Annotated in this window: 18 protein-coding genes; 4 read left to right on the top strand and 14 right to left on the bottom strand. The window is 72.7% G+C overall.

The features are described 5' to 3' along the window. Positions 1-304: 304 nt before the first annotated feature. Positions 305-2,173: a M1 family aminopeptidase gene (locus tag Saso_RS29910; RefSeq protein WP_189925729.1), complete on the top strand. Its 1,869-nt coding sequence runs from the start codon at positions 305-307 to the stop codon at positions 2,171-2,173. A gap of 10 nt (positions 2,174-2,183) precedes the next feature. On the opposite strand, the gene Saso_RS29915 is transcribed toward Saso_RS29910, so the two are convergent. The 4 genes from Saso_RS29915 to Saso_RS29930 form a co-directional block, all read right to left on the bottom strand. Then, a complete protein-coding gene (locus tag Saso_RS29915) occupies positions 2,184-2,693 on the bottom strand; it encodes an O-acetyl-ADP-ribose deacetylase (RefSeq protein WP_189925727.1) in 510 nt (169 codons plus the stop codon). Positions 2,694-2,727: 34 nt separating this feature from the next. Further along, on the bottom strand, positions 2,728-4,140 hold the full coding sequence (locus tag Saso_RS29920) for a phytoene desaturase family protein (RefSeq protein ID WP_189925725.1): 1,413 nt from the start codon (positions 4,138-4,140) through the stop codon (positions 2,728-2,730). 216 nt (positions 4,141-4,356) lie between these two features. Then, entirely contained in the window at positions 4,357-5,214 is an 858-nt protein-coding gene (locus Saso_RS29925; RefSeq protein WP_189925723.1) for an inositol monophosphatase family protein, read from the bottom strand. 193 nt (positions 5,215-5,407) lie between these two features. Then, the gene (locus tag Saso_RS29930) at positions 5,408-7,234 is read right to left on the bottom strand and encodes a gamma-glutamyltransferase family protein (RefSeq protein WP_189925721.1); all 1,827 of its coding nucleotides are present in this window, start codon (positions 7,232-7,234) and stop codon (positions 5,408-5,410) included. Between the two features lie 239 nt (positions 7,235-7,473). Between Saso_RS29930 and Saso_RS29935 the strand changes: the two genes are divergently transcribed. Next, complete coding sequence (locus tag Saso_RS29935; RefSeq protein ID WP_189925720.1) at positions 7,474-8,148, top strand: hypothetical protein; 675 nt, start codon at positions 7,474-7,476, stop codon at positions 8,146-8,148. A 62-nt stretch (positions 8,149-8,210) separates the two neighbouring features. Here Saso_RS29935 and Saso_RS29940 read toward each other — a convergent pair whose 3' ends face one another. The 9 genes from Saso_RS29940 to Saso_RS29980 form a co-directional block, all read right to left on the bottom strand. Further along, positions 8,211-9,743: an NCS1 family nucleobase:cation symporter-1 gene (locus tag Saso_RS29940; RefSeq protein ID WP_189925718.1), complete on the bottom strand. Its 1,533-nt coding sequence runs from the start codon at positions 9,741-9,743 to the stop codon at positions 8,211-8,213. Between the two features lie 158 nt (positions 9,744-9,901). Then, complete coding sequence (locus Saso_RS29945; protein ID WP_189925716.1) at positions 9,902-10,921, bottom strand: TIGR03842 family LLM class F420-dependent oxidoreductase; 1,020 nt, start codon at positions 10,919-10,921, stop codon at positions 9,902-9,904. An 11-nt stretch (positions 10,922-10,932) separates the two neighbouring features. Next, on the bottom strand, positions 10,933-12,336 hold the full coding sequence (hydA, locus tag Saso_RS29950) for a dihydropyrimidinase (RefSeq protein WP_189925714.1): 1,404 nt from the start codon (positions 12,334-12,336) through the stop codon (positions 10,933-10,935). A 139-nt stretch (positions 12,337-12,475) separates the two neighbouring features. Further along, complete coding sequence (locus tag Saso_RS29955; RefSeq protein ID WP_189925712.1) at positions 12,476-13,318, bottom strand: nitrilase-related carbon-nitrogen hydrolase; 843 nt, start codon at positions 13,316-13,318, stop codon at positions 12,476-12,478. A gap of 181 nt (positions 13,319-13,499) precedes the next feature. Further along, positions 13,500-15,083, bottom strand: a complete 1,584-nt coding sequence (locus tag Saso_RS29960; protein ID WP_189925710.1) for a PucR family transcriptional regulator — start codon at positions 15,081-15,083, stop codon at positions 13,500-13,502. 29 nt (positions 15,084-15,112) lie between these two features. Further along, positions 15,113-16,396 carry an aspartate aminotransferase family protein gene (locus Saso_RS29965; protein WP_189925708.1) on the bottom strand — a complete coding sequence of 428 codons (1,284 nt, stop codon included), beginning with the start codon at positions 16,394-16,396 and terminating at the stop codon, positions 15,113-15,115. Continuing rightward, positions 16,393-17,235 carry a nitrilase-related carbon-nitrogen hydrolase gene (locus Saso_RS29970; RefSeq protein WP_189925706.1) on the bottom strand — a complete coding sequence of 281 codons (843 nt, stop codon included), beginning with the start codon at positions 17,233-17,235 and terminating at the stop codon, positions 16,393-16,395. Before Saso_RS29970 ends, Saso_RS29965 begins: the two co-directional genes overlap by 4 nt. Before the next feature lie 181 nt (positions 17,236-17,416). After that, positions 17,417-19,318, bottom strand: a complete 1,902-nt coding sequence (locus Saso_RS29975; protein ID WP_307822270.1) for a hypothetical protein — start codon at positions 19,316-19,318, stop codon at positions 17,417-17,419. Positions 19,319-19,500: 182 nt separating this feature from the next. Then, positions 19,501-19,752, bottom strand: coding sequence for a helix-turn-helix domain-containing protein (locus Saso_RS29980; RefSeq protein WP_189925702.1), 252 nt, complete (start codon positions 19,750-19,752; stop codon positions 19,501-19,503). A gap of 32 nt (positions 19,753-19,784) precedes the next feature. On the opposite strand from Saso_RS29980, the gene map reads away from it, so the two are divergent. Both map and Saso_RS29990 read left to right on the top strand, forming a co-directional pair. Continuing rightward, a complete protein-coding gene (gene map / locus Saso_RS29985; RefSeq protein ID WP_189925700.1) occupies positions 19,785-20,555 on the top strand; it encodes a type I methionyl aminopeptidase in 771 nt (256 codons plus the stop codon). A 145-nt stretch (positions 20,556-20,700) separates the two neighbouring features. Continuing rightward, a complete protein-coding gene (locus Saso_RS29990) occupies positions 20,701-23,253 on the top strand; it encodes an ATP-dependent Clp protease ATP-binding subunit (protein ID WP_189925698.1) in 2,553 nt (850 codons plus the stop codon). A gap of 24 nt (positions 23,254-23,277) precedes the next feature. On the opposite strand, the gene ggt is transcribed toward Saso_RS29990, so the two are convergent. Then, positions 23,278-25,089: a gamma-glutamyltransferase gene (ggt, locus tag Saso_RS29995; RefSeq protein ID WP_189925697.1), complete on the bottom strand. Its 1,812-nt coding sequence runs from the start codon at positions 25,087-25,089 to the stop codon at positions 23,278-23,280. Positions 25,090-25,214 lie beyond the last annotated feature (125 nt).

The following is a 25,214-nucleotide window of genomic DNA, read 5'->3' on the forward strand; positions in this document are numbered from 1 at the left end:
CGTCTGACGATCGGCCTGGTGAGAGCCTCTGCAAGCCTCTGTGACGGTACGAACCGTGCATTACACAGGTGTCTCCCGGACCGGCCGCCGGGAGTTAAGCCCGGCGCACAGCGGGCCGGGGGCGGGTGTGAGCGGGGGTGTCGCGTCCGGTTCCGGGCGGGGCTTTGCCTGCCCTGGATGGCATGGCCGCGTCAAATCTGTCAGGCTTCCGGCAGCCGTCGCGCACCGCCCCCACGGCACACCCACGCCGCCGGGGACAGCAACCGAGCAGGCCGGAAACCCGGCCGCCGCAAAGGAGCCACGTGTGAGACCCACTCCCCGCAAGGCCTTCGCCGCGAGCGCCCTCTCGCTCGCCGCGCTGGCCGCCGTCGCGCTCCCCGCCACGCCCGCGACAGCCGCACCCGGCCGGACCGCCCCGGTCACGGCCGCCGAAGCCTGCACCCCGGCCCAGGTGGTCACCAACGGCGGCTTCGAGAGCGGCACCTCGCCCTGGACCCAGTCCTCGACGAGCGTGATCACCAGCCGCAGCGGGCAGAGCGCCCACGGCGGCACCACCTTCGCCTGGCTGGACGGGGTGGGCGGCACCCACACCGACACGCTCTCCCAGAGCCTGACGATCCCCTCCGGGTGCGCCACCGCCACCCTCACCTTCTGGCTGCACATCGACACGGCCGAGACGACCTCGTCCACCGCGTACGACAAGCTCACCGCCAAGATCGGCACCACGACGCTGGCCACGTACTCCAACCTCGACAAGAACACGGGCTACGTCCGCAAGTCGATCGACGTGTCCGCCTTCGCGGGCCAGACCGTCGGCCTCGCCTTCACCGGCACCGAGGACTCCAGTCTCCAGTCGAGCTTCGTCCTCGACGACATCGCGCTCGACACCTCCGGCGACACCGCGCCGCCCGCCGACTCCGTCCGCACCCCGGCCGCCCCCTCGTACACCGTCGGCCTCACCTCCAACACGGACGGCACGGTCTGGACGGGCCACGAGAGCGCGACCTTCACCAACGCCTCGGCGACCGCGCTCACCGAGGTGTACCTGCGGCTGTGGGACAACTACCACGGCACCTGCGCCGCGATGCCGATCACGGTCTCCGCCGTCACCGGCGGGACCGCGGGCGCCCTCTCGGTGGGCTGCACGGCCCTCCAGATCACCCTCGCCTCCCCCCTGACCCAGGGGCAGAGCGCCACGATCGGCTTCGACCTGGGCATCACCGTGCCCAGCGGCGCCGACCGGTTCGGCCACGACGGGGCGTTCAGCTTCATCGGCAACGCGCTGCCCGTGCTGGCGGTTCGGGACGGGGCGGGCTGGCACCTGGACCCGTACACGAACAACGGTGAGTCCTTCTACTCCCTGGCCGCCGACTTCAAGGTGACGCTCGACCACCCGACGACGCTGCTGGTGCCGGCCACCGGCACCTCGGTCGACACCGCGGGTTCCAGCGGTCGCACGGTCACCACGGCGACCGCCGCCAAGGTGCGCGACTTCGCGTGGGCGGCCGGGCCGTTCGCCAAGATCTCCGGCACCTCGACCGCCGGGACCCCGATCAACGTCTACTCCGTCTCCGGCATCAGCTCGGCCAACGCCCAGTCGATGCTCACCACCGCCAGGACCGCCGTGGACGCGCACGCGGCCCGCTTCGGCGCCTATCCGTACGGCGAACTGGACGCGGTCATCGACAACAGCTTCTGGTTCGGCGGCATGGAGTACCCGGGCTTCGTCCTCGACCTGGTCAGCACCACGGCGCTGACCCATGAGATCGGCCACCAGTGGTGGTACGGGATCGTCGGCGACGACGAGTACAACAGCCCCTGGCTGGACGAGTCGTTCACGGACTACGCGACCGACCTGGCGCAGGGCAAGACCGGTACCGGCTGCTGGAGCAGCGTCTCGTGGGCCTCGTCCGCGGAGAAGATCACCAACTCGATGGCCTACTGGGACGCCCACTCCTCCCGGTACTCGACCGTCGTCTACGGCTACGGCAAGTGCGCGCTGCACGACCTGCGGCGGCTGCTCGGCGACACGGTGATGGCCAAGCTGCTGAAGGACTACGCCACGTCGCACTGGTACGGCGTCTCCACCACGGCCGAGTTCAAGGCGGCCGCCCAGGCGGCCACGACCACGGACCTGACGTCGTTCTGGACCACCCACCGCATCGAGGGCTGATCCGGCGCGGTCAGCCGGCCTGCCGGGCGAACGCCCGGTGGGCCCGCTCGTCGAAGAGGACGAACCTGACCTCCTCGACGTCCGTGCGCGCCGCCCGGACCGTCTCCACGGCGATCCGGGCGGCGTCGTCCATCGGCCAGCCGTAGATGCCGGCCGAGACCGCCGGGAAGGCGACCGTGCGGGCGCCCTTGTCGTCCGCGACCCGCAGCGACTCCCGGTAGCACGAGGCAAGCAGCTCCGACCGGTCCTCCGTGGCGCTGTACACGGGGCCGACGGTGTGGATCACCCAGCGCGCGTCCAGCGCGCCCGCGGTCGTGGCGACGGCCCGGCCGGTGGGCAGGCCCTTGCCGTAGTGCGAGGCGCGAAGCCGGCGGCAGTCGGCGAGGATCTCCGGGCCGCCTCTGCGATGAATGGCACCGTCGACGCCACCGCCCCCGAGCAGCGAGGAGTTGGCGGCGTTGACGATGGCGTCCACGGACTGTTCGGTGATGTCGCCCAGGACGAGGGTGATCGTGGTCATGCCGGTGTGTATACCGACGGAACGGGTCCGCCGCTCACCTTTGCCGCCGCAGGCTGCGCCACACGGCCTTCGCCGCGTTGTGGCCGGACATGCCGTGCACGCCGGGGCCGGGCGGGGTGGCCGAGGAACACAGGAAGACCGCCGGGTGCGGTGTGGCGTACGGGAACGCCGTCAGCTTGGGCCGCAGCAGGGTCTGGAGCCCGGAGACCGCGCCCGTGGCGATGTCCCCGCCCACGTAGTTGGCGTTGTGGGCGGCGAGTTCGGCGGGGCCCGCGGTCACCCGGGCGAGGACCCGGTCGCGGAACCCCGGGGCGAAACGCTCCAGTTGGCGTTCCATGGCCTCGGTGAGGTCGCCGGTCCAGCCGTTGGGCACATGGCCGTACGCCCAGAAGACCTGCCGGCCGGCCGGGGCCCGGGTGGGGTCCACCACACCGGGCTGCACGGTGATCATGAAGGGCCGGTCGGGCGCCCGGTTCTCCCGGGAGACCGCTCTGAGGGCCGCGCCGATCTCCGCGCTGTCCGCGCCGATCTGCACGGTGCCGGCCGCCCGGGCCTCCTTCGCGGTCCAGGGCACCGGGCCGTCGAGCGCGTAGTCGATCTTGAAGACACCCGGGCCGTACCGGTAGCCCTCGTAGTAGTTGCCGAAGCCCGCGATGCGGCCGAGCGCGGTGGGCGAGGTGTCGAAGACGTAGGCGCGGGCCGGGGGCAGGTCGTCGAGGCGCTTGACCTCGTAGTCGGTGTGGACGGCGCCGCCGAGGTCCACCAGGTAGGCGGCGAGGGCGTCCGAGAGGGACTGGGAGCCGCCGCGCGCCACCGGCCAGCCGCGGGCGTGCGCGGCCAGGGCGAAGACCAGCCCGACGGCGCCGGTGGCCAGGCCGCTCAGCGGGGCCATGACATGCCCGACGAGGCCCGCGAACAGGGTCTTCGCGCGCTCGTCGCGGAAGCGGCGGGTGAGCCAGGTGGACGGCGGCAGTCCGGCGAGCCCGAACCGGGCCAGCGTGACCGGGTCGCGCGGCAGCGCGGTCAGCGGCAGCGACATGAAGTCGCGGACGAGGGTGTCCCAGCGGGGCAGGAAGGGCTCGACCAGACGGCGGTACGCGCCGGCGTCGCGCGGCCCGAAGGAGGCGGCCGTCTCGGCGACCGACCGCGACAGCACCGCGGCGCTGCCGTCGGGGAAGGGGTGCGCCATGGGCAGCTCGGCGTGCAGCCACTCCAGGCCGTAGCGCTCCAGGGGCATCGCGCGGAACGCGGGTGAGTTGATCCCGAGGGGGTGCGCGGCGGAGCACGGGTCGTGCCGGAAGCCGGGCAGGGTCAGTTCCTCGGTGCGGGCTCCCCCGCCCACGGTGCCCCGCGCCTCGAACAGCGCCACGGAGAAGCCGCGTCTGGCCAGCTCCACCGCCGCGGTCAGCCCGTTGGGCCCCGCTCCCACCACGACCGCATCGAGCATCGACGGCACTTCGACCCCTTCGTCAGCCGGTGACCTCCGTCGACCGGTGGCCCCCGCGAGCAGGATATGCCGGACCGGCGGCAACGCCGGCGGCGCGGGGGCCCGGAAACGTCTGCGGACGTCCCGGCCGGGGGCCGCGCGGAGGCGTCCGCGAACGGGTCCGCCCCGAGGCCGGCGGGGGTGCCGGGGTCACAACCGGAACCCCTACGGCTCGGCTCACCGCACCGGGGACGCCGTACCGGCGAGCAGTGCGGCCACCCTGCGGGCCGTGGCCGCGTCCCGGGCCGCCGTGAACGGCAGGGTGTTGCCTCCCGTGACGCGGAAAGGCTCGCCGGTGAGCGTGAGGTGGGCGCCGCCCGCCTCCTCGACGAGCAGCAGCCCGGCCGCGTGGTCCCAGGCCGCCTCCCAGGAGAACGCCGTGGCGTCCAGCTCGCCCCGCGCCAGGGCGAGGTACTCGAGCCCGGCCGAGCCGCACGGGCGCGGCGCGACGCCGTCCGTCCACAGCGCCAGCAGGGCGCGCTTCTGGTCGTCCGTCGTGTAGTCGGGGTGGGAGGTGGCGACCCTCAGGGGCCGGCCCGGCTCGGGCGGCCCGGCGAACAGCCGCTCGCCGTCCAGGAAGGCACCGCCGCCGCGGACGGCCGTGGCCAGCTGGTCGCGGGCCGGAGCGTACGTCCAGGAGGCGAGCAGGACGCCGTGGCGGACGAGGGCGATCAGGGTGCAGAAGCCCTCCTCCCCGCGCACGAACTGCCGGGTCCCGTCGACCGGGTCGACGATCCAGACGGGCGCGTCGCCCTGTATCGCCTCGTACGTGCGGGGGTCGGCGTGCACCGCCTCCTCGCCGACGACGACCGAGCCGGGCAGCAGCTCGGGCAGCACCTGCGTGAGATACAGCTCGGCGTTGCGGTCGGCGTCCGTCACCAGGTCGTGCGGTCCGCTCTTCTGGTCGACCTCGTGCGCGGCGAGCTGCCGGAAGCGGGGCATGATCTCGGCCGCGGCGGCCTTGCGGACCGCTTCCTCCACGTCGGCCGAGTGGCGCGCGAGAAACTCGTCGATGGTTTCCGTGTCTTCGATCATGCCTCCATGAGAGCACGCCCCACTGACAATCCCCACCCGCCCGGTGTATCCCGGGTGGAAACGGGATGAAGAACCGGAACGGGTCGTGTCCCCGCCGCCGGAACGGGTCGTGTCCCCGCCGCCGGAACGGGTCGTGTCCCCGCCGTCGGAACGGGTCGTGTAGCCGCCGGAGCGGCCCGTGTCCGCGCCCGGGTCAGCGGCCCACCGCGTACCCCTGCATCCCGCGCGGGTTGGCGGCCGCCGACAGGACGCCGGTGCGCGGGTCACGGGCGACGGCGCACAGCCGGCCCTCGGACCAGGGGTCGCCGACGGTGACGTCGTGTCCGCGCCGCCGCAGCCCCTCCACCACCTCCGCCGGCATCCGGGACTCCACGGTGACGCTGCCCGGCCGCATGCCGCGCGGGTAGAAGGAGCCCGGGAAGCCGTCGTTGTGCCAGTTCGGGGCGTCTATGGCGCCCTGGAGGTCGAGTCCGCCGCGCACCCCCGCGCGCAGGGCGACGGCCAGGAAGAAGTGCAGCTGCCACTGGTCCTGCTGGTCGCCGCCGGGCGTGCCGAACGCCAGCACCGGCACCCCGTCGCGCAGCGCGATCGAGGGGGTGAGGGTGGTGCGGGGACGGCGGCCGGGCGTGAGCGAGTTCGGCAGGCCCTCCTCCAGCCAGGTCATCTGGAGCCGGGTGCCGAGCGGGAAGCCCAGTTCCGGCACGACCGGGTTGGACTGGAGCCAGCCGCCGCTGGGGGTGGCCGCGACCATGTTGCCCCAGCGGTCGACGACGTCGAGGTGGCAGGTGTCGCCGCGGGTGGCTCCCCCCGGTCCGACCTCGGGTTCGCCGGGCACGGGCGACGCCGGACCCTTGGCGACCGTCGGCTCGCCGGCGCCCATGGGGTCGAAGGCGGGGTCGTCGGTGGCGACCACGTACGCGTGCGCGCTCAGCCGCGGGGTACGCCCGCCGGGACCGCCGGGCCGCAGTTCGTACGACGCCTTGTCGCCGATCAGCCGCCGCCGCTGCGCGTTGTAGCCGTCGTCGAGCAGTGCGGCGAGCGGCACGGGGGCCGCGTCGCCGTACCAGGCCTCGCGGTCGGCCATGGCGAGCTTGCAGCCCTCGACCAGGAGATGGACGTAGTCGGCGGAGCCGTGGGCGGGCAGTTCGGGCGGGAGCAGGGCGAGTTGCTGGAGGAGGACGGGGCCCTGGCTCCAGGGGCCCGCCTTGCACACGGTCCAGCCGTTCCAGTCGTAGGCCGCCGGGGCCTCGTAGGAGGCGGACCAGGAGGCGAGGTCGGCGGCCGTCAGGGTGCCGGTGTGACGCTCCCCGCTGGTGTCCAGGGTGGGCCGGGCGGCCTGCCGGACGAGCGCCTCGGCGACGAACCCGCTGCGCCACACCTCCCGCGCCGCCTCGATCCGCGCCTCCCGGTCGCCCGCGCCGGCGGTCTCGGCCAGCAGCCGCTTCCAGGTGGCGGCGAGGGCGGGGTTGCGCAGCAGGACACCGGGGCGCGGCGGCTCCCCGTCCGGCAGGTACACCTCCGCCGACGAGGTCCACTCCCGCTCGAACAGCTCCCGCACCGCCCGGACGGTCGCTCCGACGTTCTCCACGGGCGCGTGCCCGTGTTCGGCGTACCCGATGGCGTAACCGAGCACGTCCTCCAGGGACTTGGTGCCGTGGTCGCGCAGGAGGAGCATCCAGGCGTCGAAGGCGCCGGGCACGGCCGCGGCCAGCGGTCCGGTGCCGGGGACGAGGTCCAGGCCGAGTCCCCGGTAGTGGGCGACCGTGGCGCCCGCGGGGGCGACTCCCTGTCCGCACAGCACCGTCACCTCGCCGCCGGCCGGGGCGAGCAGGATGGGGACCTCGCCCGCGGGCCCGTTGAGATGCGGTTCCACGACGTGCAGGACGAAGGCGCCGGCCACGGCCGCGTCGTAGGCGTTGCCGCCGCTCTCCAGCACGGCCATCGCCGACTGCGAGGCCAGCCAGTGCGTGGAGGACACCATGCCGAAGGTCCCCTGGAGGGTCGGGCGGGTGGTGAACATGGGAGGTGCTCCTCACTGCGTCGCGACAGCCGGTCCGCCGATCGTACGGGGACGCCCGAAGTCCGGATTCTCCGGATACACGGCGATGGACCCGCATTGCCACGGAACCGGTACGGCCCTTCGTCACCGCCCGTGCACACAGCGAGTTTTCGCTTCCTCCCCACAGGGACTCGTGTGACACTGGCGTCCACTGTCCGCACCGCGGACTCCGTCCGCACCGTCCCCCACGAAAGTGCGCCGTGCGCTCACTCCCACTGCCGCTCGCCCTCACCGCGCGTCTGACCCCCGTGGTCGTGCTCGCCTGTGCGGGCTGGGCGATGTCCTCCGGTCCGCTCACCGAGACGCAGGACGGCACCGCGGCCAAGGACACCAGACAGACGCGGTCCGAGGAGAAGACGTCGGACCCCTCCACCACCGCCGTGTCCAAGACGTACTCCGCCGCGCCCGCCCCCTGCACGAGCATGACCGCGAAGACGGTCGCCGCCCTCGTCCCCGGCACCAAGACGGCGGGCAAGGAGATCCCCTCGACGGACACCTCCCTGCGCCGCACCTGCTCCTGGAACGCGCTCAAGGGGTACGACTACCGGTGGCTCGACGTCTCCTTCGAGCTCAAGGAGTCCGACGACGCCGCGCAGAGCTCCTACAAGGAGCGCATCGCCGAGAAGAGCGGCGGCGGAGCGGTTCCCGGACTGGGCGAGGCGGCCTACTCGGTGGTGAACCTCACCACGCAGGACAAGCAGCAGACCCGCGAGGGCGTCGTCATCGCCCGGGTGTCCAACGCGCTGGTCGTCGTCAACTACAACGGCAGCGACTTCGAGACGAAGAAGGCGCCGGGCACCGACGAGATCAACAAGGGGGCGATCAAGGCGGCGAAGGAAGTGGTCGCCGCCCTGGTCGCCGCCAAGAAGGGCTGACCCCCGGGACGCCGGACGTGGTGGCGGGAAGAGCCGGCCGGGCCTTCCCGCCACCACGTGGGTCAGACGGTGTCCCGCTCCTGTCTCGGCGGGAACAGCATCATCAGGGCCAGGTAGAGCACCATCGCGGTGCCGAGCCCGACCGCCCAGCCGTAGTCGGCGAGGGTCTCCAGTGCCGGGACGGGACGGCCGTCGATCAGCGGCCGGAAGCTGGCGCCGCCGACGGCGAGCACCCCGCCGGTCAGGAAGGCCACCACGGCCCGCCAGTTCCAGCCGCCGTCGTACCAGTAGCGGCCCCCCGTACGGTACAGATCGGTCAGGTCGAGCCTGCCGCGGCGCAGGATCCAGTAGTCGGCGATGAGGATGCCGGCGACCGTGCCGAGCAGACCGCCGACCAGGCCGAGCCAGGTGAAGATGTAGCCCTGGGGGTCGGAGTACAGCTTCCAGGGGAAGATCAGCACCCCGAGGACGCAGGTGGCGAGGGCGCCGGTGCGGAAACTGATCCGGCGGGGCGCGATGTTGGAGAAGTCGAAGGCCGGGGAGACCAGGTTGGCGGCCACGTTCACGGACAGGGTCGCCACCAGTACGGTCACCAGCGCGAACAGCAGCCCGAAGACGTTGTCGGTCTTGGCGGCGAGCTGTACCGGGTCCCAGATCGTCTCGCCGTACACGGCCTGCGAACCGGAGGTGACCATCACCGACAGCAGTGCGAACAGGGTCATCGTGGTGGGGAGGCCGAGCGCCTGGCCCCAGGTCTGCGCCTTCTGCGACCTGCCGTAGCGCGTGAAGTCGGGGATGTTCAGGGACAGCGTCGACCAGAAGCCGATCATGCCCATCAGGGACGGCCAGAACAGCTTCCAGAAGTCGCCGCCCCAGCCGAGCTTGGAGGGCTGGTCGAGCAACGGACCGAAGCCGCCCGCCTTGTTGCTCATCCAGACCAGCATCACCAGGGCGCCGACGAGCACGAAGGGCGCCGCCCAGTTCTCGAAGCGGCGGATCGTCTCCATGCCCCGGTAGATGATCGCGACCTGGAGCGCCCAGAAGATCGCGAACGACAGCCACATCGTCCAGGCGTACCCGCCGACCTTCCCGGCGTCGCTCCAGCCGTTGCCGATCAGCTTTCCGGCGAGGAAGTAGATCGCCTCGCCGCCGATCCAGGTCTGGATGCCGAACCAGCCGCAGGCCACCAACGCCCGCACCACGGCGGGAAGGTTGGCGCCGCGGACGCCGAAGGAGGCGCGGGCGAAGACCGGGAAGGGGATGCCGTACTTCGGGCCCGCGTGCCCGGTGAGCAGCATCGGCACCAGCACGATGATGTTGGCCAGGGCGATGGTGAGCACCGCCTGCTTCCAGTCCATGCCGACGGCGATCAGACCGGAGGCCAGCGTCCACGACGCCGTGTTGTGGGCCATGCCGACCCACAGCGCGGAGAAGTTGTACGTCGTCCAGGTGCGTTTCTCCACCGGAACCGGGAGCAGGTCCGCGTTGGCGTAGGGGCCGCTGGGCTGCGGCGAACCAGGGGCGATCTCCACCCGGCCGTCGGCGAGGGTGACTTGGGCGGTCGGCGGTATGGCCGTGGGAGCGGTGTCGGTCATGGGCAGGCCAATCAAACGAGGGGCGGATCCGGAAAGGCCGTGCGGGGTCTCCGGCCCCCTCCTCCCGGATGCCGGAGGAGGGGAGAACTGGAGTGGGGGGATGGGGAGTCGAGCGGTCGCTGGGGCTTCTGGCGCGCGCGGCGGTCCCGGTGCGCGGATCAGCCGTTGACGGCCGGGATCACCGTCGTGCCGTAGGCGTCGATGGTCGCCTCCCTCGCGTCGTGCATGTCGTAGACGGCGAACTGGTCGACGCCGAGCTCACGCAGCGCGGTCAGCTTCTCGATGTGCTTCTCGGCCGGCCCGATCAGACAGAACCGGTCGACGATCTCGTCGGGCACGAACGCGGTGTCGGGGTTGTCGGCCCGCCCGTGGTGCGAGTAGTCGTACCCCTCGCGGGACTTGATGTAGTCGGTGAGTTCGTCCGGTACGGCGGCGGAGTGCTCGCCGTACTTGGAGACGAGGTCGGCCACGTGGTTGCCGACCATCCCGCCGAACCAGCGGCACTGCTCCCGCGCGTGGGCGAGCGCCTCGGGCGAGTCGTCCTCGGTTACGTACGCCGGCGCGGCCACGCAGATCTTCACCTCGGCGGGGTCGCGGCCGGCGTCGGCCGCGGCTTGCTTGACGGCCTTCACCATGTACTCGGTGAGGTAGAGGTCGGCGAGCTGGAGGATGAAGCCGTCGGCCTCCTCGCCGGTCATCTTCAGCGCCTTGGGCCCGTAGGCGGCCATCCAGACGGGCAGTCGCGCGTCGTCCTTGATCCAGGGGAACCGGACGACGGTGCCGCCGAGGTCGGCCTCCTGGCCCGAGCCGAGCGCCCTGATGACCTTCATGGCCTCGCTGATCCGGGCGAGGGTGTTCGGGTGGCGGCCCGCGACGCGCATCGCGGAGTCGCCGCGGCCGATGCCGCACACCGTGCGGTTGCCGAACATGTCGTTGAGGGTGGCGAAGGTGGAGGCGGTGACCTCCCAGGTACGGGTGCCCGGGTTCGTCACCATCGGGCCCACCGTCAGTCTGCTGGTGTGGGCCAGGATCTGGCTGTAGATCACGAACGGTTCCTGCCAGAGCACGGCGGAGTCGAAGGTCCAGCCGTAGGTGAAACCGTTGTCCTCGGCGCGCTTCATCAGCTCGACGACCTTCGAGGCCGGCGGGTCGGTCTGGAGGACGAGTCCGAAGTCCATGTGCGCTGCTCCTAGTTGAGGTACTGACAGGTGGAGCGCGGGGTGTAGACGCCGTGACCGGCGTGTCCGGTGTACTCCCGCTCGGTGATGACGAGTTCGCCCCGCGACAGGACCGTCTCGACACGGCCGGTGAGCCGCTTGCCCTCGTACGCCGAGTAGTCGACGTTCATGTGGTGGGTCTCGGCCGACACGATCTGCTCGGCGTGCGGGTCGTAGATGACGACGTCGGCGTCGGCGCCCGGGGCGATGGTGCCCTTCTTGGGGTACATGCCGAACATGCGGGCCGGGGTGGCGCAGGCGATCTCGATCCAGCGGCGGCGGCTGATGTGCCCGTCGACGACGGCCTGGTGCAGCAGGTCCATCCGGTTCTCGACCCCCGGCAGACCGTTGGGGATCTTCGAGAAGTCGCCCCGGCCGAGCTCCTTCTGGCCCACGAAGCAGAAGGGGCAGTGGTCGGTGGAGACCACCTGGAGGTCGTTGGTGCGCAGGCCCTGCCAGAGCTTGGCCTGGTGCGCCTCGGGCCGCAACGGGGTGCTGCACACGTACTTCGAGCCCTCGAAGTCCGGTTCGGCGAGGTTGTCCGTCGACAGGAACAGGTACTGCGGACATGTCTCGCCGAAGACGTTCAGCCCCTCGTCGCGGGCCCGGGCCAGTTCCGCGACCGCTTCCATCGCCGACACGTGCACCACGTACAGCGGCGCGCCGGCGACCTGCGCGAGCCTGATGGCGCGGTGCGTGGCCTCGGCCTCCAGCAGGGCCTTGCGGACCTCGCCGTGGTACCTGGGGTCGGTCTCGCCGCGGGCCAGCGCCTGTTCGACCAGGACGTCGATGGCGATGCCGTTCTCGGCGTGCATCATGATCAGCCCGCCGTTGTCGGCGGAGCGCTGCATGGCGCGCAGGATCTGGCCGTCGTCGCTGTAGAAGACGCCGGGGTACGCCATGAACTGCTTGAAGGAGGTGACCCCTTCCTCCACCAGCAGGTCCATCTCCTTGAGCGTGTCCTGGTTGACGTCGGAGACGATCATGTGGAAGCCGTAGTCGATCGCGCAGTTGCCCTCGGCCTTGGCGTGCCAGGCGTCGAGGCCTTCGCGCAGGGAGTGCCCGACGCTCTGCACGGCGAAGTCGACGATCGTCGTCGTGCCGCCCCAGGCGGCCGCCCGGGTGCCGGTCTCGAAGGTGTCGGAGGCGAAGGTGCCGCCGAAGGGCAGCTCCATGTGGGTGTGGACGTCGACCCCGCCCGGGATGACGTACTTCCCGGTCGCGTCGATGACCCTCTCGGCGGTCCAGGCCCCGGCGGCCGGGGTGCCGGAGGCGGCGAGGGCGGCGATGCGGCCGTCCTCGATCAGGACGTCGGCGTGGATCTCGTCGGACGCGGTGACGACGAGACCACCCTGGATGACGGTTCGGCTGCTCATGCTGTAACGCTCCGCTGGGTCGTGGTCGATGGGTGCGGGTCGTCTGTGGCCGGTCGCGCCGCGCGGCGAAGCCGCGGCGGGGCGCCGCCCCGTGCCCCGGGCGGACTCGCGTCCGGCGCGGGGCACGGGACCTCTCGCCCTACGGCGCGGTCAGCGGGGGGTAGGCGTCGGGACGGCGGTCCCGGTAGAACTGCCAGCGGTCGCGCACCTCGCGCAACTTGGCCATGTCGAGGTCGCGGACGACGAGTTCGGTCTCCTTGTCGCTCGCCACCTCGCCGACGAACTGGGCCTCCGGGTCCACGAAGTACGAGGTCCCGTAGAAGTCGTTGTCGCCGAGCTCCTCGACGCCGACGCGGTTGATCGCGCCGACGAAGTACTCGTTGGCCACGGCCGCCGCCGGCTGCTCCAGCTGCCACAGGTACGCGGACAGGCCGCGCGAGGTCGCCGAGGGGTTGAAGACGATCTCCGCGCCCTCCAGCCCCAGCGCCCGCCAGCCCTCGGGGAAGTGCCGGTCGTAGCAGATGTACACGCCGACCTTGCCGACGGCCGTGTCGAAGACCGGCCAGCCCACGTTCCCGGGCCGGAAGTAGAACTTCTCCCAGAAGCCCTTCACCTGCGGGATGTGGTGCTTGCGGTACTTGCCGAGGTACGAGCCGTCCGCGTCGATCACCGCGGCGGTGTTGTAGAGGACGCCCGGCTGCTCCTCCTCGTACACCGGCAGCACCAGCACGATGCCGTGCTCGCGGGCCAGCTCCTGGAAACGCCGGACGACGGGGCCGTCCGGGACCTGCTCGGCGTACTCGTAGAACCGCGGGTCCTGGACCTGGCAGAAGTACGGTCCGTAGAAGAGCTCCTGGAAGCACAGGACCTGAGCACCCTGCGCGGCCGCGTCGCGGACCGCCTGCTCGTGCACCTGGATCATCGATTCCTTGTCGCCGGTCCAGGCCGTCTGGAAGACGGCGGCACGGATCACTCTGCTCATCGGGACCTCCGGTCGCTCGGTGTACGAGGAGCCTAGGAAGCCGGGAAGCGCGCTCTGAGTGGCACGCTGTCACGCCTGCGGGCATCCGGCGTGCCACCGTGTCACGTCTTCCCGGGCCCATGTTTCACCACCGTTTTCCCTGGTCGTCCCGTGTTTCGAGGCTGTTGCCGAACGTCCGCGGTCAGCTCTGCTGCGCGTCGTGCGCGAGGAGCGCGATGTGCACCGAGGCGGCCTGTTCGAAGTCGTCGAGGTCCACGCCGAGCCGCCCCTCTATCGCTTCCAGCCTCCGGTACAGGGCGGGCCGGGAGACGTGGTGGAGCTGGGCGGTGCGGGACTTGTTGCGGCCGGTCGCCAGATACGTCCGCAGCACGGCGAGCAGGTCGTCCCCGGCCGCGCACAGCAGCCCGTCCAGCTCGCGCTCGGCGAAGGACTGCACATGCGGGTCGTCCCGCAGCAGCCGGACCAGTCCGCGCAGATGGACGTCCTTGAGGCGGACGACGGCCGGGAGGTCGAGCGCGGCCGAGGAGTCCGCCACGGCGTCCGCGACGTGCCGGGCCTCGCGCAGCCCGGCGGACACGTCGTCCCAGACGGTGCGCGGGGCGGCGGCCGCGACGACCGTGCGGTTCTCCCCCGACTCGGCCCGCAGCCGGGCGGCGAAGTGCGCGGCGAGGGCGTCGGCGTCCTGGTCGCGGGCCAGGCTGAGCAGGACGGCGGTGACCCCGCCGGCGAGCTCGGCGACGAGCCCGGGCATCCCCAGCAGCCGCAGCATCCGCTCCAGCTGGGCGGGATCGCCGTCGCGGACGACCAGCGGGACGAACGTGCGCCGGTTGACGGGCAGGCCGGCCGCCCGGGCCCGGGGCAGCAGCTGCCGGGCCGGGACGACTCCGGAGACCAGGTCGGTGAGCAGGCTCTGCGCGGACTGCTCCTCCCAGCTGTGGGCGGAGGCCCCGCCGAGCATGCGGTGCAGGACGAGCGCCTCGGCGGCCCGGTCGGCGAGCAGCCGTCCGCCCGCGGTGTCGCCCCGGTGGCCGCAGAGCATGATCTGCCCCCACCGCTCGCCCCGGCCGCCCAGCTCCGCGCGGATCCAGCCGTCGCCCTCGCTCCCGCCGGCCTGGCGGGAGATGCGCTCCCAGTCCCGCAGCACGTCGTCGACCGCCGACCGTTCCCCGGCCGTGGCCAGCACCCGGTGGGCGAGGTTGGTGACGACGACGGGACAGGCGGCGTGCTGGGCGATCACGTCGAGCAGCGGCTGGAGCGGTGCGCCCGCGGTGATCAGCCCGGTCAGGGCGGTCCGTACGGCCTCCGAGAGGCTGACCGCGGCGAACTTGCGCCGGACCAGCCGCGACTGCACCTCCTCCGTCAACTCGGCGAAGGGGAAGGGGCGGTGGAGCACCACCATCGGCAGCCCGCACCGCTCGGCGGCGCGCCGCATCACGTCCGGCGGCGCGGGGAACGCCCGTCCCAGGCCCAGCACCACTGCGGAGGCCTCCGCCCGGTGCAGGGAGTGGATGTACTCGGTCTGCGCGTTCTCGTCCCCGGCGAGGAGCACGCCGGTGGTGAGGACCATCTCGCCGCCGCTGAGCATCACGCCGACGTCGGCGGCCTCGGCGACGTGCACCCAGCGGACCGGCCGGTCGAGCTGGCCCGCGCCGGCCACCACCTCGGGCTCACCGGCCAGCACCCTTTCCAGGGCCAGGACCTGACGGACCGACAGGGCGGGTTCCAGGGGCTCTACGGGCCCCCAGGGCTCCAGGGTGATGGTCATGGCGTCGTGTTCCCTTGCTCAGCCCTGCGTTACTGCGTGCTCCTCAGCGCGCCTTCGAGGATCGCGGCGCCCTCTTCGGCCTCCGCCACCGTCAGGGACAGCGGCGGGGCGATCCGCAGGGCGCTGGTGTCGTGGCCGCCGCCCTTGCCGATCAGCAGCCCGCCGGCGCGGGCCGCCTCCAGCACGGCGGCCGCCCGGTCCGGGTCCGCCCGGTCGGTGCCGGGCCTGGTCAGCTCGACGCCGATCATCAGCCCCCGCCCGCGCACCTCCCGTACGCCCGGGTCCTGGGCGGCGACCGCCCGCAGCCGTTCGATGAGGAGGCCGCCGACCCGCCGGGCGTTGCCCTGGAGGTCGTGCTCCAGCAGGTAGGAGAGGTTGGCGAGGCCGGCCGCCATGGTGACCTGGGTGCCGCCGAAGGTGGAGATGCTGTTGGCGTCCAGGCAGTTCATGATCTCCGCGCGGGCGATGACACCGCCGATGGAGGTGCCGTTGCCGATGCCCTTGGCGAAGGTGACGATGTCCGGCGGGCCGCTGCGGCCGTGCGCCTGCCAGCCCCAGAAGTGCTCGCCGGTGCGGCCCCAGCCGGTCTGCACCTCGTCGGCGATCCACAGGATGCCGTGTTCGGCCAGTACCTCGCGGAAGGCCGCGTAGAGCCCGTCCGGCGGCGAGGTGAACCCGCCGACGCCCTGGATGGGCTCGGCGATCAGGGCCGCGGGCGCGCGGGTGTGCCCGAGCAGGTCCTTCAGGTCGGCGACGCAGGCCTCGACGAACTCGGCGTCACCGAGCTCGGCGAAGGGGCCCCGGCCGCGCACGCCGCCGTGCACGTACAGCGTCTGGAGCGGGGACAGCGAGGTCGGCGACCAGCCGCGGTTGCCGGTGATGCCGACCGCGCTGAAGGAACGGCCGTGGTAGCTGTTGCGCATCGCGAGGACGGTGTTGCTGCGCCGGTGGGTCGTGGCGAGCAGCAGGGCCGTGTCGTTGGCCTCGGTGCCGGAGGTGGTGAAGAAGACCCGGGCGTCGGGGATGCCGCTGACCTGGGCGATGCGCTCGGCCAGCTCGACCATGGGCCGGTTGAGGTAGAGCGTGGACGAATGGATGATCCGCCCGGCCTGCTCGCCGACCGCCTTGGTGACCTCGGGCAGCGCGTGCGCGGTCATGGTGGTGAGGATGCCGCCGAAGAAGTCGAGGTACTTGTTGCCGTCGGCGTCCCAGACGTGGCGGCCCTCGCCGTGGGTGATCTCCAGCGGGTCGTCGTAGTACAGGGCGAGCCAGTCCGGCAGGACGTTGCGGTGGCGGGCGTGGAGTTCGCTCACGGCTGCACCAGCCCTTCGTAGGCGTCGGGACGGCGGTCGCGGTAGAAGGCCCACTGCTGCCGGACCTCCTCGACGAGATCGAAGTCAAGGTCGCGCACGACGAGTTCCTCGTCCTTGTCGCTCGCGACGTCGCCGACGAACGTGCCCCGCGGGTCGACGAAGTACGACGTGCCGTAGAAGTCGTTGTCCCCGTACTCCTCGACGCCGACGCGGTTGATCGCGGCGACGAAGTACTCGTTGGCGACGGCGGCCGCGGGCTGCTCCAGCCGCCACAGGTGGGCGGAGAGGCCGCGGTGGGTCGCGGACGGGTTGTAGACGAGCTGGGCGCCGTTGAGACCGAGCTGCCGCCAGCCCTCGGGGAAGTGCCGGTCGTAGCAGATGTACACGCCGACCTTGCCGACGGCCGTGTCGAAGACGGGCCAGCCGAGGTTGCCCGGCTTGAAGTAGTACTTCTCCCAGAAGCCCTTCACCTGCGGGATGTGGTGCTTGCGGTACTTCCCGAGGTACGAGCCGTCCGCGTCGATCACCGCGGCGGTGTTGAAGTAGAAGCCGGACTGCTCGATCTCGAAGACGGGCACGACGACGACCATGCCCGTCTCGCGGGCGAGGTCCTGCATACGGCGTACCGTCGGCCCGTCGGGTACCGGCTCGGCCCAGCGGTAGTGCTCCGGCTCCTGGACCTGGCAGAAGTAGGGAGCGTTGAAGACCTCCTGGAACCCGATGATCTTCGCGCCCCGGCGGGCCGCCTCGCGGGCGTGCTCCTCGTGTTTCGCCACCATGGACTCGGTGTCGCCGGTCCAGGTGGCCTGGACGAGTGCGGCACGTACGACGTTGGCCATGAGCTGCTCCTTCGACGGGACGTCAGAGCCTCTACGCCCGTAGACGAAGGTCGTAGAGGGACGAACGTAAGCCTCCGGGACGGGCTTGCCAAGACCATCGTCGTCAACCCGCCGAGTCGATCGCGTTTCACACTCCGGTGGGGCAGTCGCGGGGCGGACGGCGTAAGGGGGCAGGCCCCGGTCAGGCGGTGAAGCCGGCCACCCGCAGGGCGTGCACCAGGTCCCAGTGGCGTTCCTCCGACACACTCCGGGCGGCCTCCAGCAGCAGGGGGACGAGGGTCCGCGGGGCCGGGGCGGCGCTGCGGGCGGCCTCCTCGGGGGTGCGGACCCGGACGTAGGCGTCGAGCAGCGCGCGGACCTCCCGCAGTCGCCCGCCCTCGCTCAGCGCGAGGACGGCCCGGCCGATCTCGGCGGCCGGGCGGGCGACGCCCTGGCGCAGGATCTGTTCGCCGTCGGCCGTGCGGCCCACCGCGACGAGCGCGTCGGCCGCGGCGACCAGCCGGTCGGCGGGCAGGGAGGCGGCCTCCCAGAGCAGGGTGGTCCAGTCGGCGGTGAGCCCGGCGCGCTGGAGTTCGGCCGCGAGCAGCGGGATGCGGGCGGCCGGCCAGGACGCGAGCTCGACGAGCAGGGCGTGGGCCTCGCCGCTGCGGCCGTCGCCGCGCAGCCGCACCAGCCGTTGCACCGCCTCGACGGTCTCGCGGCGGGCCACGTCGTCCAGCGCCTCGCGCTGCGGCTCGGAGCGCAGCGCGGCCTTCTCGACGGCGGCTCCGGCGAAGCGGGCGCCGCGCGGGGTGCGGCGCGCCGCGGGCGCGGGGGCCGCCGGCCGGTCGGCGGGCGGTTCGTCGGCGGGGACGGCGTCGTCGTCGGCGAGACCCGCGAAGCGGGCACTGCCCCGGCGCCGCTTGCGCTGCTTGGGAACGGCGGCGGGGGCGGGGGCGTCCTCGGCGGACGCAGCCGCGGACGCCGGCCCGGGCGCGGGGGCTCCGCCCACCGACGCGTCACCGCCGTACGCCCCGCCCGAACGCCCGGAAGCGGGCCCGTCGACGCCGCGAGCGCCGGCGGCGCCGAACGACGACTCGGGGGCGCCGTCAGCGGCCGGGCTGCCGTACGACGGCTCGGCGGTGCCGCGAGCGGACACGGTGCCGTACGACGGCTCGACGATGCCGTGGGCGGCAGGCGCGCCGTACGACGACTCCGCGGTGCCATGGACGGCAGGGGTGCCGTGCGAAGGCTCTGGGGCGCCGTGGGCGGCCGGGCTGCCGTACGACGGCTCCGCGGTGCCGTGGGCGGCCGGGCTGCCGTACGAGGGCTCTGGGGTGTCGTGGTCAGTCGGCGTGCTGTACGACGACTCCGCGGTGCCGTGGGCGGCCGGGGTGCCGTACGACGGCTCGACGATGCCATGGGCGGCAGGGGTGCCGTACGACGGCTCCGCGGTGCTGTGAGCGGCCGGGGTGTCGTGTGCGGATTCGTGTGGGTCGGCGGACGGGGGACCCGGCGTCGGCTCGTGGGTGCCGTGTGCGGAGCGGATGCCGTCGGCGGGAGCGGGGCGGGGGGCGGGGTCCATGGCGCGGGGCGCGGTGTGCGGGGAGGCTCCGCGGTGCGGCCCGGCCGCCGGGAGACGATCGAACTCGGCGATCCGGTACCGGAGTTCGGCACACCGGGCGGTGGCCCGCTCGTGGTCGTCCCGGGCCCAGGCCAGCTCGAGCCGGACGGCGTCGGCCTCTTCCTCGGTGACCGCGCCGGAGAGCCTGCGGCCCAGCCCCGCCAGCCGGTCGGCTGCGTAGCGCTGTTCGCGGAGCATCACGTCGAGCCGGTCACCGAGGGCGTCACGGCCGCCGGGCCGGGCGTCGTGCGCGGCGAGCGCGGCGGCGTGCAGGGGCCTGACGTGCTCCTCCTGTTGCGCGGCGACGGCGGCCCCGTACTCGGCGGCGAGGTCCTGGAGCACCGCCTCCACCACGTCCCAGGGCGGCACCTCGTGTCCTTCGAGGCAGGCCCGCATCCCGTCGGGGTCGCGTTGCCAGAACACCGCGCACCAGCCGGCGCCCTGGTCGAGGCGCGACAGGAGGCCGTTCAAGTAGCTCACGAACTCCCGCACCCTGCCCGGGAGTTGATCCACAGCCATCGCTCGACTCCCGCCCCGACCGGAACACTCCGGTTCGTAGAGAACACCAGCCGTGTTACAGCGCGGCTACGGCAGCTTTTCGAAACCGACGCGACGGCGGGTCTCGCGCGGTCCGGACCGCGCCCGCCGGCGGCCCCAGGGTGTCACGCGGGGGCGGGCACGCACAGCCCCGCGAGCTCGTCCATCGACAGACCGAGCACCCGGGCCAGCGCGGCGACGGTGAAGAAGGCCGGGGTGGGCGCGCGGCCGGTCTCGATCTTGCGGAGCGTCTCGGCGGAGATGCCGGCGCTCGCCGCGATCGCGGTCATGCTGTGGTCGCCGCGGGCCTCGCGCAGCAGACGGCCGAGCCGTTCGCCGCGTTCGCGCTCTTCGGGAGTCAGGGGGGTGCGCACCATGAGCCCATTCTAATACCGGTATAGTAATTGGCATGGTGGAGCTCAAGACGGACACATCGATCGAGGCCATGTACGCAGCGGGACAGGTCGTGGCCCGGGCCCTCACAGCCGTGCGCGAGGCCGCGGACGTGGGTGTCTCCCTGCTGGAACTGGACGAGCTGGCACACGGGGTGCTGCGCGAGGCGGGGGCGACCTCCCCCTTCCTCGGTTACCGCCCGTCCTTCGCCGCGACCCCCTTCCCCGCGGTGCTCTGCGCGTCGGTGAACGACGCCATCGTGCACGGCATCCCCACCGGCTACCGGCTGCGCGACGGCGACCTCGTCTCCATGGACTTCGGCGCCGCGCTGAACGGCTGGGTCGGCGACTCCGCGATCAGCTTCACCGTGGGGACCGCGCGCCCGGCGGACCTGCGACTGATCGAGACCGCCGAGCGGGCCCTGGCGGCGGGCATCGAGGCGGCCGTCGTCGGCAACCGCATCGGCGACATCGCCCACGCGATCGGCACGGTGTGCCGGTCGGCGGGGTACGGCATCCCCGACGGCTTCGGGGGCCACGGGATCGGCCGGCACATGCACGAGGACCCCGGGGTCCCCAACGAGGGCCGCCCCGGGCGGGGCTACCCGTTGCGCCACGGCATGGTCATCGCGATCGAGCCGATGCTGATCGCCGGCGGCGGCGACGGCTACCACGAGGCGCCCGACGGCTGGACCCTGCGCACGAACGACGGCTCGCGGGCCGCCCACGCGGAACACACGGTGGCCATCACCGAGGCCGGTCCGCGCATCCTCACGGAACGCCGCTGACGCGGGCGGGGCGGGCGCGGCACGGGGGTCCGCGCGGGAGGGTTTCCTGCGCGTGCCCGTGGTCGGCGATCGTGCGAAGGTGGTGTGACCGCCCCCAGCCGAGGGCACCCGGCACCGGCATCGCAAGTCGATCGAACGGAACGCCATGACCAGCGGTTTCAATGGCCCGGAGGGCTACGGCGACCCCTTCGGCGAGTTCCTGGCCCGCTTCTTCGGCGGGCCCCGCCCCGGCCCCCGTCAGATCAACATCGGCCAGTTGCTCAGCCGCCCCGCGCGGGACCTCGTCCGCGGCGCGGCCCAGTACGCGGCCGAGCACGGCAGCCGCGACCTGGACACCGAGCACCTGCTGCGCGCGGCCCTGTCCGCGGAACCGACACGCGAGCTGCTCAGCCGGGCCGGTGCCGACCCCGACTCCCTCGCGACGGAGATCGACGAGCGCTCGGGGCCCGTCCAGCACCCGCCGGGCGAGGTGCCGCCTCCCACGTCGCTCTCGCTGACCCCGGCCGCCAAACGCGCCCTGCTGGACGCCCACGACCTGGCGCGCTCCCGCGGCGCGGGCTACATCGGCCCCGAGCACGTGCTCAGCGCGCTCGCCGCGAACCCGGACTCCGCGGCCGGGCACATCCTCAACGCGGCCCGTTTCGCGGCCTCGGGCCTGCCGCCCGAACCACCGGACACCGGGCCGGCGGTCCGCGCGGGCGAGCGGCAGCGGCCCACCGGTACGCCCACCCTGGACAAGTACGGCAGCGACCTCACGGAGTCGGCCCGCCAGGGCCGGATCGACCCGGTGATCGGCCGGGACGACGAGATCGAGCAGACCATCGAGGTGCTGTCCCGGCGCGGCAAGAACAACCCGGTGCTGATCGGTGACGCCGGCGTCGGCAAGACGGCGGTCGTGGAGGGGCTCGCGCAGCGGATCGCGGACGGGGACGTGCCGGACGTCCTCGTCGCCCGTCGCGTGGTCTCCCTGGACCTGACGGGCGTGGTCGCGGGCACCCGCTACCGCGGCGACTTCGAGGAGCGGCTGACGGCCATCATCGACGAGATCCGCGCGCACTCCGACCAGTTGATCGTCTTCATCGACGAGCTGCACACCGTCGTCGGCGCGGGCGGCGGGGGCGAGGGCGGTTCGATGGACGCCGGCAACATCCTCAAGCCGGCCCTGGCCCGCGGCGAACTGCACGTGGTGGGCGCGACGACGCTGGAGGAGTACCGGCGGATCGAGAAGGACGCGGCGCTGGCCCGCCGGTTCCAGCCGATCCTCGTCCCGGAGCCGTCCGTCGCGGACGCGCTGGAGATCCTGCGCGGGCTGCGCGACCGCTACGAGGCCCACCACCAGGTCCGTTACACCGACGAGGCGCTGGTCGCGGCCGTGGAGCTGTCCGACCGCTATCTGACCGACCGCCGGCTGCCCGACAAGGCGATCGACCTGATCGACCAGGCGGGCGCGCGCGTGCGGCTCGGCGCCCGCACGAAGGGCACGGACGTGCGGGCCATGGAGCGCGAGGCCGAGGAGCTGGCACGCGACAAGGACCAGGCGGTGGCGGACGAGAGTTACGAGCAGGCCACCCGGCTGCGGGACCGCATCGCCGAGCTGAGGCAGCGCATCGCGGACGCCAGCGGTGAGAACACCTCCGACGAGGGCCGGCACCTGGAGGTCACCGCGGAGGCGGTCGCGGAGGTCGTGTCCCGGCAGACCGGCATCCCGGTCGCGAGCCTCACCCAGGAGGAGAAGGACCGTCTGCTCGCCCTGGAGGAGCACCTGCACGAGCGGGTGGTCGGCCAGGAGGAGGCCGTACGGGTCGTCGCCGACGCGGTGCTGCGCTCCCGGGCAGGGCTCGCCAGCGCGGACCGGCCGATCGGCAGTTTCCTGTTCCTCGGCCCGACCGGCGTCGGGAAGACCGAACTGGCCCGTGCGCTGGCCGAGTCGCTGTTCGGCAGCGAGGAGCGCATGGTGCGGCTCGACATGAGCGAGTACCAGGAGCGGCACACCGTCAGCCGGCTGGTCGGCGCCCCGCCCGGCTACGTCGGCCACGAGGAGGCCGGGCAGCTGACGGAGACCGTCCGGCGGCACCCGTACTCGCTGCTCCTGCTCGACGAGGTGGAGAAGGCGCACCCGGACGTCTTCAACATCCTGCTCCAGGTCCTCGACGACGGGCGGCTCACCGACTCCCAGGGGCGCACCGTCGACTTCACCAACACGGTCATCGTGATGACCAGCAACCTCGGTTCGGAGGCGATCACCCGGCGCGGCGCCGGCATCGGCTTCGGCTCGGCGGGCGCGGACGCCGACGAGGAGGCGCGGCGCGAGCAGATCCTGCGGCCGCTGCGCGAGCACTTCCGGCCGGAGTTCCTCAACCGGATCGACGAGATCGTGGTGTTCCGGCAGCTCACGGGGCAGCAACTGCGGGAGATCACGGCGCTGTTGCTGGAGCGGACGCGCCGGCTGGTGCACGCGCAGGGCATCGCGGTGGAGTTCACCGACGCGGCCACGGGCTGGCTCGCCGAGCGCGGCTACCAGCCCGAGTACGGCGCCCGTCCGCTGCGGCGCACGATCCAGCGCGAGGTGGACAACCGGCTGTCCCGGCTGCTCCTGGACGGGCAGGTGAAGGAGGGCGACCTGGTCACGGTGGAGGTCGAGGAGGGGCGGCTCGCGTTCCGTACGCGTACCGGCGAACCACCCGCTCCCATCCTCTGAACGCGTTCCCGCGCCGCCGGGGCGTCAGGGCGCCGGACGCACCACCTGCGCCGAGCCGCCGCCGCGCCGTACGGTCTCGGCGGCGGCCAGCCACTTGCCGTCCGGCAGCCGCTGCACGCCCGTCGCCGCGCCGATCTCCGGGTTGAGCTTGAAGGAGTGCCCGATGGCCTCCAGCCGCGCCCGCAGGCCGGTCGGGCTCGTGTCGTCGAACAGCGCGGGTTCCAGCTCGCTCTGCGCCGCGTTGCGCTGGCTGGCGCGGGGTGCGGCGATCGCGTCGACGAGCGGCAGCCCGCGGTCGAGGAACCCGGTCAGGGTCTGGAGCACGGTGGTGATGATGGTCGCGCCGCCGGGTGAACCCAGCGCCACCACCGGCTTGCCGTGGCCGTCGAGCACGATCGTCGGCGAGATGGACGACCGCGGCCGCTTGCCCGGTCCCGGCAGGTTCGGGTCGTGGACGGCCGGGTTGGCGGGGGCGAACGAGAAGTCCGTCAGCTCGTTGTTGAGCAGGAAGCCGCGGCCGGGCACGGTGATGCCGCTGCCGCCGGTCTGCTCGATGGTGAGCGTGTAGGCGACGACGTTGCCCCACTTGTCGGCGACGGTGAGGTGCGTGGTGTTCTCGCCCTCGTACGTCGTCGGCGCCGCGGTGCCGCCCGTGCCGCAGGCGGCCGGGTGGCGGGGGTCCCCGGGGGCCACCGGACTGGTGAGCACCGCGTCGTCCTTGATGAGGCAGGCGCGCGAGTCGGCGTACTTCTGCGACAGCAGCTGCCGGGTGGGGACGTCCTCGAAGGCGGGGTCGCCCACCCAGCGTCCGCGGTCGGCGAAGGCGATCCGGCTCGCTTCGAGGTAGTGGTGCAGGTACTGGACCTCGCTCGCCTTGGACAGGTCGGTCCGCTCCAGGATGTTGAGCGCCTCGCCGACCGTGGTGCCGCCGGAGGACGAGGGGGCGATGGAGTAGACGCCGAGGCCGCGATAGGAGGTGCGGGTGGGTGCCTGGAGCTTGGCGCGGTAGGCCGCGAGGTCCTTGGCGGACAACGCGCCCGGCCGGGCGTTCCAACCGGAGGCCGGGTCCACGGGCGGCTTGTTGACGGTGGCGACGATGTCCTTGCCGAGGTCGCCCCGGTAGATCGCGCCGACGCCCTTGCGCGCCAGTTCCCGGTAGGTGCGGGCGAGGTCGGGGTTCTTGAACGTCGAACCCACGACGGGGAGTCGTCCGCCGGGGAGGAACAGCTTCGCCGTGTCGGGGAAGGCCCGGAAGCGGGTCTCGTTGGCGGCGGTCTGGGTGCGGAAGGTGTCGTCGACGGTGAAGCCGTCGCGCGCGATGCGCTGGGCGGGCGCCAGGACCGTGCCGAGCTTCTCGCTCCCCCACTCGTGCAGCGCGGTGGCCCAGGTGGCGGGCGTCCCCGGGGTGCCGACGGCCAGGCCGCTGCTCACGGCGTCGTTGAAGGCGAGCGGCTTGCCGTTCTCCAGGAAGAGGCCGGAGTCCGCGGTGAGCGGGGCCGTCTCGCGGCCGTCGATGGTGTGCACCGTACGGGACTTGGCGTCGTAGTAGACGAAGTAGCCGCCTCCGCCGATGCCGGAGGAGTAGGGCTCGGTGACGCCGAGGGCGGCGGCGGTGGCGACGGCCGCGTCGACCGCGTTGCCGCCCTCGCGCAGCACCTCGATGCCGGCGGCCGAGGCGTCCGCGTCGACGCTGGCGACGGCTCCGCCGTATCCGACGGCGACGGGCACCTTCGTGACGGGGGCTCTCCCGGCGGAGGGCGGCGCCGCGGCCCCCACCGTGACCACGGCGGCCGAGACCGCCAGGACCGACAGTTTCCGCGCGACAGGGCGACCCATCCGTACCTCCAGTCCGGGAACGTCCGCGCAGCGTAACCAGAATCGAGGGGCCCCGACAGCCACCTTCCGGGCACTGTCATACGACCGCCACACATCGAACACGGGTACGCCCCCGCCTTCGTCGC

This window comes from Streptomyces asoensis (assembly GCF_016860545.1).
Classification (GTDB): Bacteria; Actinomycetota; Actinomycetes; order Streptomycetales; family Streptomycetaceae; genus Streptomyces; species Streptomyces asoensis.